The sequence below is a fragment of the Pseudomonas sp. P1_F7 genome, from assembly GCF_056405655.1.
Genome location: NZ_JBFUBR010000002.1, coordinates 108,390 through 130,060 on the forward strand (window position 1 = coordinate 108,390; position 21,671 = coordinate 130,060).

A 21,671-nucleotide genomic window follows, 5' to 3' on the forward strand; every position below is an offset into this window, starting at 1 on the left:
CGGCACTGCCTACCCAATTACGCCTGGAGAACAATAATGACATCCCAAGACAAGGCCAAATGGCTCAGATTCCTGATTCTCATCCTCGGTGGTGGCACCATCTACAAGCTGGCGAATCTCAAAGACGCCTTCTATATCCCCATGCAAGAATTCATGGGGCTGTCCCACACTGAAATCGGTGTGCTGCTGAGCGCCAACGCCATCATCGCCACCGCGCTGTTCGTGGTGGGCGGCATGCTCGCCGACCGGTACGACACGCGCAAGCTGATCCCCCTCGGCCTGATCGGTACCGGCGGCCTCGGGCTCTACCTGGCGACCTTCCCGCCCTTCAGCAATCTGCTGGTGGTGTTCTGCCTGCTGGCCGTGTGTGCCGACTGCCTCTTTTGGCCTTCGCTGCTCAAAGCCATCCGCAACCTGGGCGACGATAAGGAGCAGGGGCGCCTGTTCGGTCTTCTCGAAGGCGGGCGCGGCGTCATTGATACCCTGGTCGCCTTTTCTGCTCTGGGCGTCTTCGTCGCCATGGGCTCCGGTGAAAACGGTCTGAAGTCGGCGATCCTCTTCTACTCGGTCATCGACATTCTTGCCGGTACCCTGACCTGGCTGCTGCTCAAGAGCGGCAAAACCCAGTCGACCGTCAAGCCAAAGAACGGGTTGTCGAACCTGCTCGAGGCCATCAAGGTGCCGGGCATCTGGCTGGTCAGCCTCAACGTGTTCATGGTCTACATCGTGTACTGCGGCCTGACCTATTTCATTCCCTATCTCAAGGAAATGTACGAACTGCCCGTAGCCCTGGTAGGCGCCTACGGCATCATCAACCAGTACTTCCTCAAGATCCTGGGCGGCCCTGCTGGCGGCTTCATTGCCGACAAACAGTTCAAGAGTTCCAGCCGCTATCTGAAGTGGGCATTCCTGGCGTTGCTGCCGCTGATGGGCGTCATCATGCTCATCCCGAAAAGCCCGGATTACATCTACGCAGGTATGGCGGCCACCCTCTCCTTCGCGCTGATTGTTTTTTCCATGCGTGGCGTGTTCTGGGCCCCCATGGGTGAAGTCGGCATTCCCCAGCACATCACCGGTTCAGCCTTTGGGATCGGTTGCCTGATCGGCTATGCGCCCGGCATGTTTGCCTACGTCATCTATGGCGCAATCCTTGACCACTTCCCAGGTCAACAAGGCTACAACTACGTCTTCTCGTTGATGAGCCTGTTGGCCATTGTCGGGTTCATGGTCTCCAGCCTGCTGTATCAAGCGGTCCGGAAAAATTCCACGGTCACTGGCAAGACCAGCGCCGCGCAAGCCTGAACATAGACCGGGTGTACACGTCGCAATACAACGCCGTGCGGCGGTAACCGGAGCCTCTCGGTTACCGCAATCATGGGCGTGGCGCCCACAGCCAATCTCCAGATATCCACTGAGTTGCAGGGTTTCCAACCGACTTATCACGATGATCAGGGAACCATGTCGATGGCAAAAGATGCAAAAGCCGAATCAGAAAACGCGACTTTTACCGCGCTGGAGACTGAGGCTCTGGTCGAGCCAGCCCCTGTTTCCGATGCGGCTCGCAATGGAATCTGGCGCACACGGATCAGGGTCAAGGCGCGCAATCTGAGTCGCTCGACCCAGTTTGTCATTGCCGCTGCGGTGATCCTGGGACTGACCATGTTCTTCGTCGGCAAACTGGTGAGCGCACGAATAGAAAGTGCCGCGGTAAATAGCGCAGCAGAAGCAGGCGCTCAGTACATGGATACGTTTCTGGAGCCCTATGTGCAGGAGATGAGCCGGGACAACAACCTCTCGGCTGCAAGTGTCCAGTCCCTGGACCGCCTCACCGAAAGTCGTTCGCTGAAACATCACATTGTTTCGATCAAGATCTGGCGAGCGGATGGCACGGTGGTCTACAGCACGAATAAAGCCATCACCAACCACAAATTCCCGATGGATGAGATCACCGAGGCACTCAAGGGCAAAGTTGTCACCGACCTTGAAGGGCTGAACGAGGATGAGAACGAGTTCGAGCGCAAGCTCAACGTGCCGCTCTATGAGATCTACGCGCCCCTGCGCGATTCAAGCACCAGGAAAGTCATCGCGGTGGGCGAATTTTATGAAAAGGCCGGTAGTCTGAAGCGCGAGATCAATCGCGTCCGAGAGCAGGTATGGGGGGTCGTTGGCGCCGCGACCCTGGCAATGCTGACGCTGCTTTTTTTCATCGTGCGACGCGGTGACAAGATCATCCAGCGACAACAAGTGGCACTGCGCCTACGGCTGCAGGAGCAAACCCGTCTGCATATCAGCAATGCCGAACTCCAGCGCAAGATGGCGACGGCTACCCAGGAGTTTTCCCATGTCAACGAACTCACCTTGAGGCGCATTGGTGCAGACCTGCACGATGGGCCAGCGCAGTTATTGACCTTGATTCTGATCCGGCTCGACGACCTGGCCGAAAACTGCTCCGCTGTCGATCAGGAGTCGCTGGAAACCATTCGTGGCGCCGCCACCGACGCATTGCGTGAGGTCCGCGATTTATCGCGAGGTCTGGCACTTCCGGAAATTAATGAATTGAGCCTGGTAGAAGAGTTGCAACTGGTGGCGCAACGGCACGAGCAACGCACTGGCACCAAGGTCACATTAGCCCTGGGGCTGCTACCGAAGTCCGCGCCACTACCGCTCAAACTCTGTTTGTACCGTTTTGTGCAAGAAGCCCTCAACAACGCTTACCGGCATGCCAACGGTGAGGGTCAGGTCATCCAGGCGCAATACATTGACGAAGTATTGAACATCAGCGTCAGGGACAGTGGTCCAGGCATGGCGGCGGACGCCATGCTGCAAGAGGCATCCGGCAGAACCCGATTGGGGCTCGCCGGTTTGCGTTATCGCATTGAATCTCTGGGCGGGTTGTTCAGCATCGACTCCAGCGTCTCTGGTACGTCGGTAAATGCACAGTTCAAACTCTAGGGGGCGTTCCGGCATCCATTGGTGTTTTTGCTGCGCCGATGTGAAGTCGCCCGACAGCTTCGCGCTCCCTGTAATGCCGTAGAGCCGTGACCGCTTCGACACGATTTCGGGCGTGCAGTTTCTGCATCACGCAGCCCATGTGGTGCTTGACGGTTTTTTCGCTGATCATCAGCTTTGACGCAACCTCCCTATTGGTCAGCCCCTTTGAAACTTCACGAATGACCTCCTCCTCGCGATGGGTCAGATCAATCGTGTGAATTTGCGCTTCGTGCTTCTTGTTGTTACTCAGCAGTTTGTTGGCGAACTCGGGGGTGATATACGTCTCACCCCTGGCAACCGACCTGATCGCCAGGATCAGTTCCGGTCCGCTGACACCTTTCAACACATACCCGCGCGCGCCGGCCTCCAGTGCCAAAAAGGCGTCGTCTTCGGATTCTGAAACCGTCAGCATCAGCACCTTCACATTCGACAGCTGAGTGGAAATGAACCGCACCGCGGCGAACACATCGCCCGGCATATTGACGTCCATCAGCATCACATCCGGACGCACCCGCCGGGCAATATCCATGGCATCTTGCGCATTGGCGCCCTGATCCACGACCTGCAGATCCGCCCGTTTTCTCAACGTATTGGCAACACCCTCACGCAACATAGGATGATCGTCGGCAATGCCGATGCGAATGGATGGATTCATGACGCGCTCCCGAAAGGATCAGCACTCGAACACTCATTGATTAATAGCAGGGAACCGGGGATGACGCCGGTTGCCAGTCACATGTCCCGGGCTCCAGGCGTTCGGAAATCAGACTTAGGTCGGACTAAATTCCAGCGTCAACAAGCATTCACCATGACAATATTCTGATTTTCAGACGCCAACCCATTGTTTTAAAAGGCCATTAAAAACGTCAATAAACAGATAGCCTCATAAAACCCGGCCCCATCTTTCATCCGACCAACAGTCGCTCTCCTGCGCTCAGGTACATACAACCCCGGCTCGATAGCAGGCGTTTTCGGTCCATGTATCGTCACAACCACCGCGCGAAAAATCCGTCATGACATGTCATGACCTCCTTCAAAAATGGACTTTGACCAACAAATACGGGGGTTAAAGGACGAATGGTCGAGAGGCGTCAAGCGCGGGGAATTGCCGGGAGTTTGCAGCCACTACAGGCTTTTCAGGCAGGCACGTTCGTCGCGGTAGAGTGAACTTCACTTTCTCGACGTGTCACATTAGGTCCTTGTCAAGCAAACGTCAGTAGAGGTAAAGCCTTATGAGCATCACCACAATTGTCAGTGCCGTGATTTCCAGTCTCGCACCCAGTGTCTTCGACCAGAACAGCCTGCAAGAACCCGGCGCGCATGTCTCAGCCGTCGAATACCACTACGGGATGGAAATCGATGTGAAACGGGTACTGCAGCGCACCGATACATCCGATAAGACCGGCGTGGTACCAGTGACCCTGGTCTACGAAGACAGCGAGGGCGAGGTTCACAAGATCCGTTTCCTCGAATGGGGTGGAAGCCCCGCCGACCCAACCAGCATTGCCTGATCAACTAGTCGATCGGGTTCCGGGCTCGCCGCCCTCCCCAGAAGCGGAAGTTAAACCTCATATGCACTCAGTGCGGATGATGTTTTTTGTTACCTGAAAATGGACATGTTCGAATGACTAAAAGTTCATTCGCGAAATTCACTATTATCTTGATGGCGTAATGTCGCAAGATTAACTGATAACAACTGCTGGATCTAAATGGCAGTCAGTAACGGTAAATTCCAATCAAACCGTGCTGAGAGCCAAGTTGATTCACTATTGAAGACAAGAGGTCACCATGGAACTTAGTATGTTTTCTTCGTCCACCGTGGAATATGTGCGTTTGGGCGTTGTATATTTTCATCTTATCGCCTGCTGCGTTGCAATCGGGCTGGTTTTGACCAGTGACATTGCAATGGTCAAGCAACTCCTGAAGGGGGATGCGTCAGGTCACCAAGATGACGCGCACATGGAAAGCCTTCAAAAAACCGTATCGCTTGCACTTGTAGCGCTTTGGATTACGGGCATTGGCATTGTCGGGATCGATTATGCCGGCAAGGGGATGGAATATTTCCTCAATCCAAAATTGCAAGCCAAGATCGGCATAGTTGTGCTGTTGACCTTTAACGGCTACCTGTTGCATAGCGCTGTATTGCCGGCGCTGAAAAAAGCCGGTTCGTTACTCAAACTTTCCTTCAGCCTGCGCATGCTGGCGCTGTTCTCGGGCGCCCTCTCTGGCGTGTCGTGGTTCTATGCCGCCATGCTGGGTGTTGGTCGTCCGCTGGCCTGGAAGTACTCGCTGGTGGAGTTGCTGGCAGCCTATCCGGTTCTCATCGTCGGCGGTTTCGGGATGATGGTACTGCTCACTGTCTGGGCAAAAAGCAAAGACACCGAAGCGCGTATGGAGCGAGGCACCTGGTCACCAGGAAACGCCGCCCTGGCTGGATGGTGAAGCCAGGTTGAACAAGGAAGTTCAGCTTTAGCCAATAAATCCCGCTGTTAGCAGTTCACAAAAACCGGCTGACAGAAGTGTGCAGCCTCAAGCCTCGCTGACAGCACCCAAGGTGCTGCCAGCGCCGGTTTAACCAAGATCCCGCCTACACCAAATCCAGTGTGTTGAACCCGCCTCGACAGCACGGGCATTATGCTCCGTCGCCTCAGACCCTTTCGCTCATCCCGTTCAATAATGCCGCGCGCCTGGAACTCGTCCGCTAACCTCGGATGATAGGCGTCTATCGCTTGCCCTTCATACAGACTACGGAAAGATAAGCCCCCCAAAGACCACCACACAGGGCAAGTATCAGCTCCAGATTGAAAATGTTCTGATCGACCGGCGCCACCAGGATTTCGCTATAAAGGCACATGGCGCCCGCGATCAACGCAATAAAGTAGCCGGTCCGGGTTCTGGTCCGGCGCAACAACAGAACCTTTTTCAGACCCTCATCTTTCCATTCTTGAAGGGGCATGAGTTGGATCTCCTCCAGCAGCACCACACCCCACAGCAACGCACATAACCAATAACCTATCATCATGACGTCCTCTAGTTAGAACATTGATTCAACATGAATGCAGCGGACGAAAATTTGCCGAGAGGTAAATATGCTTGATTGGAACGGACCCCGCTATCGACGTTAGCAGGACTTCTTTGTGGCGATATCGGCCAAGCGCTTGTAGTGATTCCACTACAAGCAGGCTGGATCCGGCGACGCTTCGGCGAAGCTGGGCATGTGCCACAGAGTGTGGAGGATGCCGAGAACGATTGAGTGGCTCGGCTGCGTCGGACGGCAGGGTGTTTTAAGTTAACAGGCCGTTTTCGAGTGCATAGCGGGCCAGTTTCGCGTTGCTGTCCATTCCTGTTTTTTCCAGGATACGTGCCCGGTACGTCGTGACGGTACTCGGGCTCAAGTGCAATATCTCAGCGATGCGGACAATTCTCTCGCCTGAAGCGAGGAGCTTTAGGACTTCAAGCTCCCGGTCGGATAGCGCTTCGTGGGGTGCCCCGTCGCCTCTGCCGATAGCGTTGACCAGTTTTTCTGCCAGCTCAGGACTGACGTGCTTGCCGCCTGAGGCCACCTTGCGAACTGCCGTAACCAGGGTCGCTGCAGAAATATCCTTGGTGAGGTATCCCGCTGCGCCGTGCTTGATTGCGCGTAACGCATAGGCCTCGACCGAATGCATGCTCAACATCAGAACGGCGAGCTTGGGCTTCTCCGCACGCATGAGCTTGAGGAGTTGCAGGCCGGTCTTGTCGGGCAGCTGAATATCTACCAGCGCCACGTCGAAATCCTGCTCCCGGACCAGGAGCATTGCGTCTTGTGCCGTCGCTGCTTCACCCGTAACGTCGATCTCGTTGGCAGTCTCCAACATGCGTCGCACGCCATTACGCACGATGCTGTGATCATCCACCAGCAAGACTCTGATTTTGTGGTCAACCATCTGTATTTTCCATTCACCAGTGGCCAGCAAGCCATGGAATCTGCTGCAGCGTTTGACGTTAGCAGGCACAGAGCACACTTGCACTTTTTGCCTCAGGCGTTAGTGCTCACTTCTCCGGACTGCCGGTGCTGTCGCTTGGAACGGCCTGTTCCCGACCAATTTCCCCAGGATCTGGGGCATTGCGCCAACCTTGCTAATATTTCGTAAGCCAACGCTCAGTTTTCAGCATGGTCAATACTGCAATGCCGGCTCCTGCATGACGCCTTGCGCGTGGCATCAATTTTGACTGGACATAGACATGGCCACAGTGACGACACCGATCGAAGTTTTCGACATGAAGACGTTGCTGACAGCGCTGAAGGCGTTGCGCAATGGTGACTTCACCACGCGAATGCCGGAAGACTGGACCGGCATGCCGGGCAAGATCGCCGACACGCTCAACGAGATCATCGACATGGCGGCCGACACCGCTACCGAATTCGAACGCGTGGCGCGACTGATCGGCAAGCAGGGCAAGGTCGATGAGCGTATCGAACTGCCGATGGTGAAAGGCTCATGGCAAAAGATCGTCAACTCGAGCAATGCGCTCACCAGCGACCTCATCAGCCCGATGAACGAGATGATTCGCGTTATCGGTTCGGTTGCCGAGGGTAATCTGAGCCAGCAGGTACCACCGGTACTCGACGGCCTGAAACTCCGGGGCCAGTTCCTCAAATCCGCCGAGATCGTGAACACCATGGTGACGCGACTGGGCTCCTTCGCTTCCGAGGTGACCCGCGTGGCGCGCGAAGTCGGCACTGAAGGGATTCTCGGTGGGCAGGCCAATGTCAAAGGGGTATCCGGCACCTGGAAAGATCTGACCGACTCCGTCAACGACATGGCCGCCAATCTGACCACCCAGATGCGCAACATCGCTTACGTGACAACCGCGGTGGCCAAAGGCGATCTGGGCAAGACAATTACCGTCGAAGTCAGGGGTGAGATTCTCGAGCTGAAAAACACCATCAACACGATGGTCGGCCAGCTTTCGAGCTTCGCTGCGGAGGTGACCCGCGTGGCTCTGGAAGTCGGTACCGAAGGCAAGTTGGGCGGTCAGGCGGAAGTGCGTGGCGTATCAGGCACCTGGCGCGACCTGACCGAATCGGTCAACGGCATGGCGGCCAACCTGACCACCCAGGTGCGCAACCTCGCACAGGTGACGACGGCGGTGGCGCGCGGCGACCTCGGCAAGAAAATTACCGTTGAGGCCAAGGGCGAGATTCTCGAACTGAAAAACACTATCAACACGATGGTCGACCAGCTCTCCAGCTTCGCCTCGGAGGTGACACGCGTCGCGCTGGAAGTCGGTACCGAAGGCAAACTGGGCGGACAGGCCGAAGTGACCGGCGTGTCCGGTACCTGGAAGGACTTGACCAATTCGGTCAACGGCATGGCGGCCAACCTGACCACCCAGGTGCGCAACATCGCCGACGTGACGACGGCGGTGGCCAACGGCGACCTGTCACGCAAGATCACAGCCGAAGCGAAGGGTGAAATTCTCCAACTCAAGGAAACCATCAACACAATGGTGGACCAGCTCTCGACCTTTGCCGACGAAGTGACGCGCATGGCTCGCGAAGTGGGGACCGACGGCAAGCTCGGTGGCCAGGCCAAGGTGACGGGCGTCGGTGGAACCTGGAAAGACTTGACCGACTCGGTCAACAGCATGGCGGCCAACCTGACCAATCAGGTCCGCAACATCGCCGACGTGACGACGGCGGTGGCCAAAGGCGACCTGGGGCGCAAGATTACCGTGGAAGCCAAGGGCGAAATCATGGAGCTGAAAAACACCATCAACACCATGGTGGACCAGCTCAATAGCTTTGCCGCCGAAGTGACGCGGGTGGCGCGCGAAGTCGGCACCGAAGGAAAGCTCGGGGGACAGGCACAGGTGCAAGGCGTGTCCGGCACCTGGAGGGATTTGACCGAAAACGTGAACTTCATGGCGGCCAACCTGACCAGCCAGGTGCGAGGCATCGCGAAAGTGGTGACCGCAGTAGCCAACGGCGACATGAAAAAGAAACTGACACTGGAAGCCAAGGGCGAGATCGCCGAACTGGCCGATACCATCAACGGTATGACCGATACGCTGGCGCTGTTCTCCGATCAGGTGACCTCGGTGGCTCGTGAAGTGGGGGTCGAGGGCAAGCTCGGGGGCCAGGCCAACGTGCCGGGTGCTGCCGGCACCTGGCGCGATCTGACCGACAACGTGAACGGTCTGGCGGCCAACCTGACCAATCAGGTGCGCGCCATTGCCGACGTGGCGACTGCCGTGACCAAGGGCGATCTGACTCGTTACGTGGAGGTGGAAGCAAAGGGTGAAGTGGCGGAATTGAAGGACAACGTCAACGAGATGATCCGCAACCTGCGGGAAACCACGCGGCAAAACGCGGAGCAGGATTGGCTCAAGAGCAATCTCGCGAAATTCAACCGTCTGCTGCAGGGCCAGCGCGATCTGGCGGCAGTTTCCAAGATGGTGCTGTCTGAACTGGCTCCGCTGATCAACGCCCAGCACGGTGTGTTCTACATGATGAACGAGAGCCCGCCCGATCCTGCGAAACTCAAACTGCTGTCGGCTTATGCGTACAAGGGCAACATCAATGTGAACGATGAGTGGCGGCTCGGCGAGGGCCTGGTCGGGCAATGCGCCTACGAGAAGCGGCGCATCCTGCTGACCGATGTACCCGCCAATTACGTCGCGATTTCATCGGGACTGGGTGCGGCCGCCCCGCTGAATATCATCGTGTTGCCGATCCTGTTCGAGAACAAGGTCAAGGCCGTCGTCGAAATGGCTTCGTTCACGCGCTACAGCATCATTCATCAAACCTTCCTTGATCAGCTTGCTGAATCGATTGGGATCGTGCTCAACACGATCGAAGCCAATATGCGTACCGAAGAACTGCTCAAGCAGTCGCAATCGCTGGCGCAGGAGCTGCAAAGGCAACAAGAGGAATTGAGACAGACCAACGAGGAACTGGGGGACAAGGCTGGACTGCTGGCGGAGCAGAAAGCCGAAGTCGAGCGCAAGAACCGTGAAGTCGAAATCACCAAGCTGTCGCTGGAGGAGAAGGCGGAGCAGCTGACGCTGACCTCGAAGTACAAGTCCGAATTCCTCTCCAGTATGTCCCATGAGCTCAGAACGCCATTGAACAGTTTGCTGATCCTGGCCCGGCAGCTCAGCGACAACGCGGAACACAATCTCACGCCCAGGCAGGTCGAATATGCCAAGACCATCCGTAGCGCGGGCAAAGACCTGCTGGAGCTGATCGACGAGATTCTCTATCTGTCCAAGATCGAGTCGGGTACGGTCACACTGGATCTGAATGAAGCGCTGTTCGCCGATCTGCACGACCAGATCGAACGCACCTTCCGGCCGGTCGCCGAAAGCCGAGGCCTCACCTTCACGATTGAACTGGCACCTACCCTGCCCCCCTTCATCTGGACCGACGAAAAGCGCCTGCTGCAGGTGGTCAAGAACCTGCTGTCCAACGCCTTCAAGTTCACCGAGCAAGGCAGCGTCAAGATCAGCATCGCGCTCGCTGTGTCCGGGTGGAGCGTGGATCGCAGCGAACTGAATCGCGCCGATGCGGTGGTTTCCTTCGTGGTCACCGACACCGGTATCGGCGTATCTGCCGGCAAGCAGAAGCTCATCTTCGAAGCATTCCAGCAAGCGGATACCGGAACCTCACGAAAATACGGCGGCACCGGCCTCGGCCTGTCGATCAGCCGCGAGCTCGCACACCGCCTGGGCGGTGAGCTGCGGCTGATCCCCGGTGAGATCGGCAAGGGCAGTACTTTCGCGCTGTACGTGCCCTTGCGTACACAGGATGCCCAGCGTCAGACGCTAGACGAATCAGCGACAGAGACAGTACCTGGCCAATTTAAACGCGACCTCATGTCAGGCCCGTCTGTACAGATACTGGACGACCGCGAGTCTGTCCTGCCCGGGGACCAAGTGCTGCTGATGCTCGAGGGCGACGCCCGATTCGCCAGCATTCTGCTCGAGGCCGCGCGCCAGAAGGGGTTCAAGGCTATCGTCACGACCCGTGGTGCGGATGCACTGGAGCTTGTCGAGCGCTTCAAACCCGCCGCGATCACGCTAGACCCGGGCCTGACGGACATCGATGGTTGGTCGCTACTCGAGCAGTTGAAGCGCAATTTCGCCACGCGTCACATCCCGGTCCAGATCATCTCGATCGCCGACGACCGCACACGCGGGCTGCGTTATGGCGCTTTCGACTATCTGCTCAAGCCGGTCACAGCCGACGAGATTCAAAATGCGCTGGTCGGCATCGTGGCATTTGCGCGGCGCAAGACCAGGAGTCTGCTGCTCATCGACGGCGACGAAGAGAACCGCGCCCGCATCCTCGAACTACTCGGCAACACCGACGTGAAAATCGCAACGACCGCCAGCGGCGCTGAAGCCTTGAAGAAGCTGGCAAAGAAACGTTACGACTGCATGGCAATCAATCTCAAACTGCCCGACGCATCCGGCATCAGGTTTCTCGAGGCGTTGCAGGAAGACCACGCAATGCGTGAATTGCCGATCGTCGTCTATGGTGCAGAGACACTGACCAAGCCGGAACACGAGCGTTTCAGGACGCTGCTCGGCAAGGGCGTCATCAAGGCAGTTCAATCCCCGGAGCGCATACTCGACGAAACCGCGCTGTTTCTACACCGCGTCGTAGCCAGGCTGCCGCAGACCCAGCGCAGGATGCTGGAAAAACTCTATGAGGGTTCGGACAGTCTCGAGGGTAAAAAGGCCCTGGTAGTCGATGATGACGTGCGCAATATTTTTGCCCTGACCAGCGTGCTTGAGTGCAACAAAATGCTGGTGGCCACGGCCGAAAACGGCCGAACCGCCATAGAACTGCTGCAGCTGCAGCCCGATACCGACATCGTGCTGATGGACATCATGATGCCCGAGATGGATGGCTTTGAAACCATGCGCCAGATCCGTACATTCAAAAGATTTGAAACTCTGCCCATGATTGCGCTGACGGCCAAGGCGATGATGGGTGACCGTGAAAAGTGCATCGAGGCAGGAGCCTCGGACTATGTCAGCAAGCCGGTGGATACCGACCAGCTGCTGTCACTGATGCGCAAATGGCTCTATCGATGACTCTGTACCGCGCTCATTGCGCGACAGCAAAGGTGGCAAAGTGCGCAAGGCCGGCTCGATTTTACCGGTGCTGCCGTAACGGCAAGAGGCGCCAGCGCAAAGCGAAGTGGCATTAATATGCAGCAGGAACCCCCGGTATTCAAAGAGAGAGCCCAGGTGCGGCACCCGCTCCCGCCTGATGGCGTGCCAGCATCCGTGTTGCTGGTGGATGACAATCCCGCCAAGCTTACGGCGCTCGCCGCAGTGATTGCCGACATGGGCCTCGATATTGCCACGGCGACTTCCGGACGCGAGGCGCTGCGCCTGCTATTGCAGCGCGACTTCGCCGTCATTCTGCTCGACGTGAAAATGCCAGTGATGGACGGTTTTGAGACCGCTGCACTCATTCACGGCCGCCCGAAGTCGGCCCACACGCCCATTATCTTCGTCACAGCTGAGGCCGACACGGATTCCGAGCGTTTCCGCGGTTATACGTCCGGCGCAGTGGATTACATCTTCTCGCCGATTGTGGCCGAAGTTCTTCGCGCCAAGATTCAGGTGTTTGTCGACCTGTTCTACCTGCAGCGCAAACTGACGATGCAGGCCGAAGAATTGCTGCAATCGAAGCTGCAGTTGCGCGAACTGGCCTCCTATCAGGAGCACATCAAGGAAGAAGAGCGAAAGCGGATCGCACGCGACATCCATGACGAGCTGGGACAGAGTCTGCTGGCGTTGCGCATCGATGTCTCCATGTTGCAGGCGCGCACCAGTACCATGCACCCCAAGCTCAACGAAAAGGCCAGCGATGCTCTGAATCACCTCGATACAGCCATCCGCAGTGTCCGCAGCATCATCAATGATCTTCGGCCGCCCGTACTCGATCTGGGATTGCAGGCAGCGATCGAGTGGCAACTTGAAGAGTTCCGGCAGCGCAGCGCGATCGATTGCACGATGTCGGCGAAAGACGAAAATTTCCGTTGCGATCTGAATGAAAGATCCGCCACGACTCTGTTCCGCATCGTGCAGGAATCGCTGTCGAATATTGCCCGGCACGCGCAAGCGACACAGGTGCATATCGAATTCTACAAGGAGGGCCGTCGGCTTTACCTGCTGATCAACGACAATGGCGTAGGCATGACGGACCGCAAAAAATTGAACTCGTTCGGGTTGGTGGGAATGAAGGAACGCATCAGCATGCTGGGCGGGGAATTCACGATCGACAGCGCACCGGACAAAGGAACGAGATTAACGATATCGCTGCCACTCGACTGACCCGGATGGCACTGAAAGGCTATGGATGGTGAGTACAGCTCCCGCCCCTTGGAAACTGACTGTCCCTTCAGGGGGCAATCCCCCAAACAAACGCCCGACAATGCCGGACGCCTGTTCTTCAGGTCTGTACTCAGAAACGATAGTTGGTGCTCAGCTCCAGCGTCCGTGGGGCACCGGGCGTGATCAGATCCACCGAACCATGCGCCGAAGCGTAATAGTCCTTGTCGAAAACGTTGCGCAGACGCAGGGCCATGTCCCATTTCGGCTCGTTGTACAGCAGCGCGGCGTCCACGGTTGTGTAAGCCGGCATGACCACATTGTTATCCAGCGCGGTGTAGCGATCATCGACATAGTTGGCCCCCATGCCCACACGCCAGGTTTGCGTCAGCGAACGCACCAACCACAGGTTGGCGCTGTGGCGCGGCGTCAAGGTGGGCACCTGACCTTCGTTGGCGACACCGTTGGTAAAACTGTTGGACTTGGTGATCTCGGCATCCAGATAGGCGTAACCGGCATAGACCTGCCATTTGTCACTCAACTGCCCACTGGCGGTCAGCTCAAGGCCATCGGTGCGCTGCTCACCGGCAAGCACCAGTTTGGTCGGGTTCGCCGGATCGCTGGTTTTCATATTGGTGCGTTCCAGGCGGAACAGCGCCGCCGTCAACGCCAGGCGATTGTCGAGCAGGTCCCACTTGCCTCCGATCTCGAAGTTGGTGGTCTCCTCTGGTTCAAGATCCTGGTTCGTCGTACTCAGGGCGAACATCTCGGCGGAGGGTTGGTAGGAACGGCTCACCGAGACGTAATAGGACTGCACTTGATCAGGCTGGTAGACCAGACCGACTCGCGGACTCCAGGTCGTATCGGTGCGGGACAGCTCGCTGTGCGTCAGGTCATCGGCGTATTCCTGATCGAACACGTCGTAACGCACACCCAGCAGAGCCTTCCACTGTGGCGCCAGTTCGATCAGGTCCTGTATGTAGAAGCCGGCGGTGTCCTGGGTATTGGTACCCTTGGCGGTTTGCCGGTTGGCCTGGAACGGCACGTCGACCAGGGCATCGCGGTACACCGGCACCCTGGCCACATTGGATTGGCTGAATACGGACTGGTCCTTCACCTGGCGCCCCAGTTCCACACCATAGAGCAGGTTATGGTTCATCCCGGCAAGCACGGCGCGCTGCTTGAGTTCGGTCTGATTGAACCACCCGTCCTCCTTGCGCTGCACGTTGCCGCGGTTGAGTTTTACCAGCAGTTCACCATTGGGAGCAGTGACGAAACGTGTCGGGCTGGAGTCAGCGAGTGTGTTGTTGCGATCCAGGTCGTAGTGGTAGTAGCGACTGGTATTGCTCAGGCTGAAATCGTCGTTGATCCGGTAGTCGACACCCGCCGTGAACGAGAACACTTCACTGCGGGTATAGTCATCATCCGGGTCGGCGGCACCGAAGCGCTTGTCGCGGTCCACATCGACCGGCCGGTCGCCTTGTGCCGGGATGCCGAAGTCGATCAGGCGCTTGTCATACAGATAGTTAGCGCCCAGATTCAGTTCCAGATCATCCGAGAGTTTGAAGTAAGCCGAAGGCGCGATGGCCTTGCGGTCGATGTAGCCGTCATCCCGGAAGGTGTCGCTGTTCTCCAGTGCACCTGTCACACGAAAGGCTTTATCGCCTTGCTGCTGATCGGCCCAACCGGCATCGAACTGAGTGCGTTTTTTGCCCTCGCTGTCGACACTGACGCCGATCTCCTGCTTGGGTGCGAAGTTGGGTGTCTTGCTGATGCTGTTGATCAGGCCACCAGATGAACCTCGGCCATAGAGCACCGCAGCCGGCCCCTTGATCACTTCCACCCGCTCGACGTTGGACAGATCCCGGAAGTACAGCGCATCGTCGCGAATGCCATCGATGTACATGTCGCCAATGGCACTGAAACCACGGATGGTGACCTGATCGCGCTGGCCGTCACCATTGGACAGGCCGATACCGGGGACATTCTTCAGCACGTCTTCCATCGACTGAGCCCCCTGATCCTTGATGACGCTCTGGGGAACTACGTTGACGGTTTGCGGGATATCTCGTAGCGGCGCATCGATCTTCAGCGCGCTCCTGCTCTCGGTCGACATGTAGCTTTGCTCGTTGTACTCACTGTTCACAGCGGTTGCCGGTAGGGTTAGAGCAGACTCCGTTTCTGCCTGTAAATCAGGTACAACCAGAACACCCAGCAACGACAGAGAGGCTGGGTAAATGCGCGATCGAGCCACCATGGACACCTTTGTATGAATGATCGCGCGAATAATAACGATTATCTTTTGTAAGTAAATACATATCATTCCGGTACAAATTGTTGGCGCTACAGCTCACCCCCTCACGTCTGCCCGTAAGCCCTCAACTCATGATGGTTTTGACCCCGAAAAATGTCAGAGACCTGCCCCGACGTCGACACAGCCCTCCTAAAAGTGCGCCGTATCACGCCCGACAACTGACACGCTGGTCGACAGGGGTACGCTCTGCGTGACGTTGGCCATCCGGGTGATTTCCACCTGCACTTTATCCTTGCCGAGCAGGTAGTCGGCCAGTTTCTGGGAAAACGGCCAGTAGTTCAGATCGGCTGTCAGGGTCAGCGGCCCGACGGCGTCGGCCGGCACCAGGAAGGAGAACTCCCCGATATCGTAGCCCTTGGGCAGAATGCGGTTGTCCGAGAGAATCTGCGTGGCATTCCAGACCTCGACGTCCAGCGGATTGCCGTCCTTGTCGCCTATGTGCACCTTGAAATTTCGCGTGTTGACCTCGGTCTTGCCGTCCTTGATCGAACCCAGGCGATAGATCTCCCGACCACTGGCATCCTGCACCCGGAAATCGATCCACATCTCCCGACCCTCGGGAAAGCCGGTCGGCAGCTTGTGCCCGGCGCCGACGTTGGTCACTTTGACCGCTACCGAGGTGTATTGCCCGGGCGTCATGGCTGCCGGCACTTGCTGAAACTTTATGTCCCCGGCGCGCGCGAGCATGTCGCGTGCGCGTTGCGCGCCCTCCTCCTGACCGAGATGCTTGAGCATCATCGCGTTGGCACCGCTGAACCAATGCGAGGCGACCTCCTCGCGGTCTGGCCCCATGATCGCGGCCTTGCCCGCAAAACCCGCCATATGGCAGCTCTGGCAAGTCACATTGTTAAGGCTGTAGGTGCTCTCCTGCCATTCGTCATAGGTGCGCTCCACCGCCACGCTGCTGAAGGGGTGCGTGACGTTGTGGCAGGTGCCGCAAAAGTCCGAACGGGTGTGCAGAGCGGAATACACGGTGTCGTGATAAGGCGAAACGGCATCCTTGCGCGGGCCGAACTTGGTCGGTTTACCGTGTGCTCGCGGACTCAGGACATAGGCGCCGTTATCGAGGCCCGTGCGGGCACTGATGTTGTGGCAGGTCTCGCAATCGACCCCGGGCATCGGATGATTCTTCGCGCTGTCTTCAATCGAGGAGCGGTTGACTTGCGAATTGATCTGCCCGGTCGTGAGACCGATCGGGGTATGGCAGCCAGTGCAGAAGTTATCGACCTTCCCCTCGGTGGCCGAACTCGCACGCTTGAGCAAGGCCCGATAGATGGGTTCATCCCAGGCCTGGGACATCATCGACGAGCGCCACTGCTTGTAAATCTCTGTATGGCAAGCGCCACAGACCTGGGCATTGTCGAAGTCCTTCACATTCAAAACCAGGTTGCCGGGGGTATTGGCCCGATGCGGAAAGAACGGCATCCCGCCAATCACATGCATGAGCCTGGAGCGTGCCGGCTCCAGCCACTTCTCATTGCTTTGACTGTCATTGCCCTGAGGCTCATCCGCCGCCACCAGCGTTACCGTGAGCAGGCAAACCAGCGTCCATGGAATGATCAAGGCCGATAACCGGTGCAGCGCTGACTTGGAGTGCTTCATAACGACTTCCCCTGGACAGTTGCAGAGGATGACCGCAGCACGTCCATTGAGTAGCCAGGGGTATTTCGAGATGCAACCCGACGGTTACATCAATCACTCAATGGGGGTACTTACAGCTCCACGGCGTCCCGACACCTTTCATGAACGGGATAGCCTCACTCAGCAATTACCCTGCCACAGATGTAACAATATTTGTCGGCACACCTGAACGCCCCGCAAACATTGCTCGGAATTTGAAATTCCCGAGTTGATGGAGACGCGAATCCTGCTGGGGAATCGCGCCCATTAGCGGGGGGAATTCACTCCGAAATCGGGGGGATTCAGACCAAGGGCCAATCCTGCGGTACAACCGCCACACAACATCCGATAGCCGAACTGCTCCCCCGGATTTAATGAGCCGCTCAGATCTGAACCGTCACTTGGGCCGCCGACTCCATCGCTGCAACCTGCTTTACTTATGCACCTGTCGATTCGATAGCCGGATGCGCCCATGCAGGAATGACCGGAGCCGGCAACCTCTCGCGGCCGTCGAGGGTGAAGACCGGCAGTGCGTGAGCCAAAGGAAAGTGCAGGCTGTGAGTGATCAGCCCGGTCCGCTCGCGAGCGGGTAAATGGCACAACGCCAAAGCGGTTTCCACCAGGTACTCGACGGGCTCGGTCGGGTAGTCGTCGGGGATATAGCGCCCGCCGCCAGGGGTACGAATCGCGGTGCTGGGCCCCACGGTGTTCACCGCAATATTGTCGGCCTCAAGCTCAGCCGCCAGGCTCTGGGTGAACCGGTTGATGGCCGCCTTTGCCGCAGCATAGACGGAGATCCCGCCGAATCGTTCGAAATCGCCATAAGGACGCAGCGGTGGCAGAGCAGTCACCGATCCCAGGTTGAGAATCCAGCCACCACCCCGTGCCCGCATCAAGGGTATTGCCGCCTGGCTCAGGGCGAATGGCACCCGCAAGTAGTGATCGAGCGTGCGCTCGTACACACTGAACGGCATCGTTTCGACGTCGCAATACTCGGCGAAGCCCGCGTTGTTGACCAGGATATCCAGGCCACCCGCGACAGCGACGGCGCGAGCTACCAGGGCGTCGCGCTCAGCGGGTAGCTCCAGGTCGGCCGCCAATGGAATGGCCTGGCCACCGGACTGCCTGATCAGTTCGACCGTCTCGGCCAATGTCCCCGGCAGGCTGGCGGTCTGCTCGAGGCTGCGTGCGCTCACCACCACGGTCGCCCCTTCTGCCGCGAAACGCTGGGCGATGGCGCGACCAATGCCGCGGCTGGCTCCGGTGACCAGTGCAACCTTCCCGGCCAGTTTTTTAGATGTTTGAGTCATGGCTATTCCTTGGATTCAAGTCGGGTGCAAAGCCATCCCCGTATCGAGACGATGGCTTTGCTGTTGCGTGAAGATCAGTGTCCGGCCCGTGCCGCAGCTTCGGCAGTGAACATCGCCGGCGTCCAATCCTTGCTGGCGTTGAGCAACGGCGCCCCACGTTCGTTCGGCACGTTGTCGATCAGGTAGGCACCGGAGATCAGGTCCTGGTGCGCGGCGATGCCCCAGTACGGCGTTTGTGTCTCGTAGGCCCACATCCAGTTACCCAGCACCGTGCGCCACAGCTGACCGCGACCGTCGTACTGGTCGGTCATCACCGCCGACCAGGTGTCCTCGTTGATGTAGAACACGCGCTTGGAATACTGGTGACGGAAGCCTTCCTTGAGCGTGGCTTCCAGCACCCACACACGTTGCAGTTCGAAGCGCATGAAGTCGGTATTGATATGGCCTTTGTATTTGGCCAGGTCGGCCATTTTCACGTCGCTCTGGTTGGTGCTGTAGGCGTTCCAGGGAATGTAGATTTCCTTCTTGCCGACGATCTTCCAGTCGTAACGCTCAGGTGAACCGTTGAACATGTGGTGCTCGTCCACCACCCGGAATCCACCGACGCCCAGCGGCATGTCAAAACCAAACGAAGGCGCCTGTCGAACCCGTCGGGTTCCCGGGTTGTAGAGGTACACGTCACGCGGACTTTCCTTGTAGTTGAAGGACTCCAGTGAGACGTTCACGCTGCCCTTGTCGCGCAGCGGCAGGATGGTTTTGGTCAGGGACAATGCATTGAGCCTGCCGTACTTGGAACCGGCATCGGCCGTATCGCGCATGACCCCGGGATCACTGCGAAGCCCGAGGAATTTGGACAGGGTTTCACCCCAGGCCAGATTGCCGTCCGGGTACACCACCAGTTCCTGGGTGGTGACTTCCGTGGTGTAAGGCTGAGCACCGGTGTTGTTGATGTTCCAGAGCAGCTCCAGGCCGGTTTTCGGAATGGGAAACGGGCTCGATCCGGTGACCGCTGCCAAGCCCAAACCATCGTCGACCACCTGGGCCGTGACCGCGTTTTTCTTGAACGCCGCACACACCCACTCGGGGAAGTCGAAATCGCGGTGGCTGGTATAGACCGGAATGTGGAAGGTATCCGGGTACTTGGTCAGCAATGCCTTCTGCCCATCGGTGAGCTTGTCGGCATACTGCGACATGTTTTTCGCGGTGATGTCGAACAGCGGTTTTTCGGCGGCATAAGGGTTGGGCCAGAAATGCCCGGTGCCCTCGTATTTCACGGTGTCGGGCGTGCCCACCCACTTGCCGGAAAAAGCCGGGATGGTGCCCTCGGTATTACCGGCACGTTCCGCGCCGGCGCAGGTCAGTTCGTGGCCGAGCTTCGCCGCTTCCTCGGGCGAAACCCTGGCCCAGGCCGATGGACTCAATGCGGTCAGAACGCCGACGCCGAGCAGACTTGCACGAAAAATCAAAGCCTTCATCGCTTGCTCTCCTGATGGATCTTATAGGTTGTATTTGATGTTGATCGCGACGAAGTCGCGGTCGGCCAGCGGCTTTTCCAACGGGTCTGCCGAGCCGAGATAGGCGTTGTAGGTCACACCCAGCTGGAGGTTGTTCAGGTACTTGAACACGCCACCGAGACTGGCGCGTGAGTCCCCGTCGCCGCCGAAACCAAAGGAGCTGACGGCCGATTGGTTGAAGGAGCGGCCATAGGTGAAGGGCACGTCCATGTCCCAGCCCACGAACACGTTGGGGTACGTCAGGGTGACGTTGAACTGGCCAAATTGTGCGTTGCGATCGTAGGCCAGACTGGAGAGCCCACCTTCGTCGACGTCGTTGACGTGGACCGCGCCAACCTCGCCGGAAAAACTCGCTTGGGGTGAAATCCAGGTATTACCCCAGGTTTTCAATGCCGACACTTGCACTTGGGTGGCACTGCCGCGAGAGACACCGGTTTTGGTCACCAGCGGCGTACCATCCTTGAAACTGACCTCGCCGGACACCTGCCAATCACCCAGCCGGGTGGAGAGGCTGGCGCCGGTCAGGTCGATGTCTTCGAAGTATTTGAGGTGGTAGCTGAGCGTCGCAAAATCGGTGATCACACTGGGGGTGCGATCGTGGTAGCGCAGGCGGTACAGCCCCACTTCGGTAAATGGCGTGACTTTGTAGCGGGCACCGACGCCCCACTCCCCGCCATCACGGGCATTTTCGCTCGGGCCTCGGGTCAGCGCTCCTCCGGACGCCGCCAGTGTCGCGAGATCACCGGGCGCCAGGCGCAGGAAGTCAGAGCCAGGCCCGATCATGTCGGCATAGGAAAAATAGTCGCCACCGGGTGACAACTCATAAGGATGATTTTTGAATTGGGTATAGCCGAGCAAGGTCAGGTCGTTGATCGTGAACTTGCCGGAGGCTTGCAGTTCAGGCAGCAGGACTTCTTTGATCTCGGTGCCTGGAATGTTGGTCTTGGTTGCATCGACGGGGCCCTGCACCCCGGATATACCGGAGATGTACAGGCTTTCACCCCACGCGACGACCTGATTGCCGAGGCGCAGGTCAAGGTAGCCGTTGTCGCCTACGGTCTGGGTCGTGTACGCATATGCGTCGAGCAGGCGCGTGCGAGTGCCGCTACGATCGCGCGCCTGGGAGGTGAAATGATCGACCGCACCCAACTTGTTGATGGTCGCGGCCGAGTCGTTGTCGTTGGAACTGTTGTAGGCAAAATCGTAGAAGGTCGAGCCCCGCAGCAGGACACCATTGTCACCCTTGTGAATGTTCAGTTCGCCAAGCGCGCTGACGCGACTGTTGAAGAAGCTGCCGCGGTCAAAGTTGCGGTCACCGTCGTCACCGTTGATGTTGTTCAGCAACTGGTGAGCCTGTTTTTCCGTCCGGGTGTTGAGGGCATAGTTAAGCGTCGTGAGGTAGTCCGCTTCGATCCCGTCACCGAACTCGAATGTGCCTGCCTGTACGGATGGCAAGGCAAACGTGGTCAAGGCACACGTCACGCAGCTCAACTTGAAATGGCGCGACAGCATGCTGCGCCTGGCCTCTGGTTTTTCATGTTTCATCTAGACAGCTCCACTGGGACATTCTTGTGAGTTGTTGTTGTC

14 protein-coding genes are annotated in these 21,671 nt (G+C 57.8%); 6 read left to right on the top strand and 8 right to left on the bottom strand.

Going from position 1 to position 21,671, the window contains the following annotated elements:
- Window positions 1–36: 36 nt before the first annotated feature.
- Together AC1D1M_RS02210 and AC1D1M_RS02215 are read left to right on the top strand one after the other, a co-directional pair.
- A complete protein-coding gene (locus AC1D1M_RS02210) occupies window positions 37–1,302 on the top strand; it encodes an MFS transporter (protein WP_477774317.1) in 1,266 nt (421 codons plus the stop codon).
- Window positions 1,303–1,464: 162 nt separating this feature from the next.
- Complete coding sequence (locus AC1D1M_RS02215; protein WP_477774318.1) at window positions 1,465–2,952, top strand: sensor histidine kinase; 1,488 nt, start codon at window positions 1,465–1,467, stop codon at window positions 2,950–2,952.
- Here AC1D1M_RS02215 and AC1D1M_RS02220 read toward each other — a convergent pair.
- Entirely contained in the window at window positions 2,942–3,646 is a 705-nt protein-coding gene (locus AC1D1M_RS02220; RefSeq protein WP_477774319.1) for a response regulator, read from the bottom strand. The genes AC1D1M_RS02215 and AC1D1M_RS02220 overlap by 11 nt on opposite strands.
- A gap of 577 nt (window positions 3,647–4,223) precedes the next feature.
- Between AC1D1M_RS02220 and AC1D1M_RS02225 the strand changes: the two genes are divergently transcribed.
- Window positions 4,224–4,502, top strand: a complete 279-nt coding sequence (locus AC1D1M_RS02225; protein ID WP_477774320.1) for a DUF2790 domain-containing protein — start codon at window positions 4,224–4,226, stop codon at window positions 4,500–4,502.
- A gap of 277 nt (window positions 4,503–4,779) precedes the next feature.
- A complete protein-coding gene (locus AC1D1M_RS02230) occupies window positions 4,780–5,433 on the top strand; it encodes a hypothetical protein (protein WP_477774321.1) in 654 nt (217 codons plus the stop codon).
- Between the two features lie 280 nt (window positions 5,434–5,713).
- Here AC1D1M_RS02230 and AC1D1M_RS02235 read toward each other — a convergent pair whose 3' ends face one another.
- Both AC1D1M_RS02235 and AC1D1M_RS02240 read right to left on the bottom strand, forming a co-directional pair.
- Complete coding sequence (locus AC1D1M_RS02235) at window positions 5,714–6,013, bottom strand: hypothetical protein (RefSeq protein WP_477774322.1); 300 nt, start codon at window positions 6,011–6,013, stop codon at window positions 5,714–5,716.
- 262 nt (window positions 6,014–6,275) lie between these two features.
- On the bottom strand, window positions 6,276–6,917 hold the full coding sequence (locus AC1D1M_RS02240; RefSeq protein ID WP_477774323.1) for a response regulator: 642 nt from the start codon (window positions 6,915–6,917) through the stop codon (window positions 6,276–6,278).
- 298 nt (window positions 6,918–7,215) lie between these two features.
- Between AC1D1M_RS02240 and AC1D1M_RS02245 the strand changes: the two genes are divergently transcribed.
- Both AC1D1M_RS02245 and AC1D1M_RS02250 read left to right on the top strand, forming a co-directional pair.
- The gene (locus AC1D1M_RS02245; protein WP_477774324.1) at window positions 7,216–12,078 is read left to right on the top strand and encodes a HAMP domain-containing protein; all 4,863 of its coding nucleotides are present in this window, start codon (window positions 7,216–7,218) and stop codon (window positions 12,076–12,078) included.
- A 117-nt stretch (window positions 12,079–12,195) separates the two neighbouring features.
- The gene (locus tag AC1D1M_RS02250; protein ID WP_477774325.1) at window positions 12,196–13,329 is read left to right on the top strand and encodes an ATP-binding response regulator; all 1,134 of its coding nucleotides are present in this window, start codon (window positions 12,196–12,198) and stop codon (window positions 13,327–13,329) included.
- 130 nt (window positions 13,330–13,459) lie between these two features.
- Here AC1D1M_RS02250 and AC1D1M_RS02255 read toward each other — a convergent pair whose 3' ends face one another.
- From AC1D1M_RS02255 to AC1D1M_RS02275, 5 genes are all read right to left on the bottom strand, one after another.
- A complete protein-coding gene (locus tag AC1D1M_RS02255) occupies window positions 13,460–15,583 on the bottom strand; it encodes a TonB-dependent receptor (protein ID WP_477774326.1) in 2,124 nt (707 codons plus the stop codon).
- 186 nt (window positions 15,584–15,769) lie between these two features.
- Window positions 15,770–17,242 carry a multiheme c-type cytochrome gene (locus tag AC1D1M_RS02260; protein WP_477774327.1) on the bottom strand — a complete coding sequence of 491 codons (1,473 nt, stop codon included), beginning with the start codon at window positions 17,240–17,242 and terminating at the stop codon, window positions 15,770–15,772.
- 455 nt (window positions 17,243–17,697) lie between these two features.
- Entirely contained in the window at window positions 17,698–18,570 is an 873-nt protein-coding gene (locus AC1D1M_RS02265) for an SDR family NAD(P)-dependent oxidoreductase (protein ID WP_477774328.1), read from the bottom strand.
- A 74-nt stretch (window positions 18,571–18,644) separates the two neighbouring features.
- Window positions 18,645–20,045, bottom strand: a complete 1,401-nt coding sequence (locus AC1D1M_RS02270; RefSeq protein WP_477774329.1) for a DUF1329 domain-containing protein — start codon at window positions 20,043–20,045, stop codon at window positions 18,645–18,647.
- A 21-nt stretch (window positions 20,046–20,066) separates the two neighbouring features.
- The gene (locus AC1D1M_RS02275) at window positions 20,067–21,629 is read right to left on the bottom strand and encodes a DUF1302 domain-containing protein (RefSeq protein WP_477774330.1); all 1,563 of its coding nucleotides are present in this window, start codon (window positions 21,627–21,629) and stop codon (window positions 20,067–20,069) included.
- Window positions 21,630–21,671 lie beyond the last annotated feature (42 nt).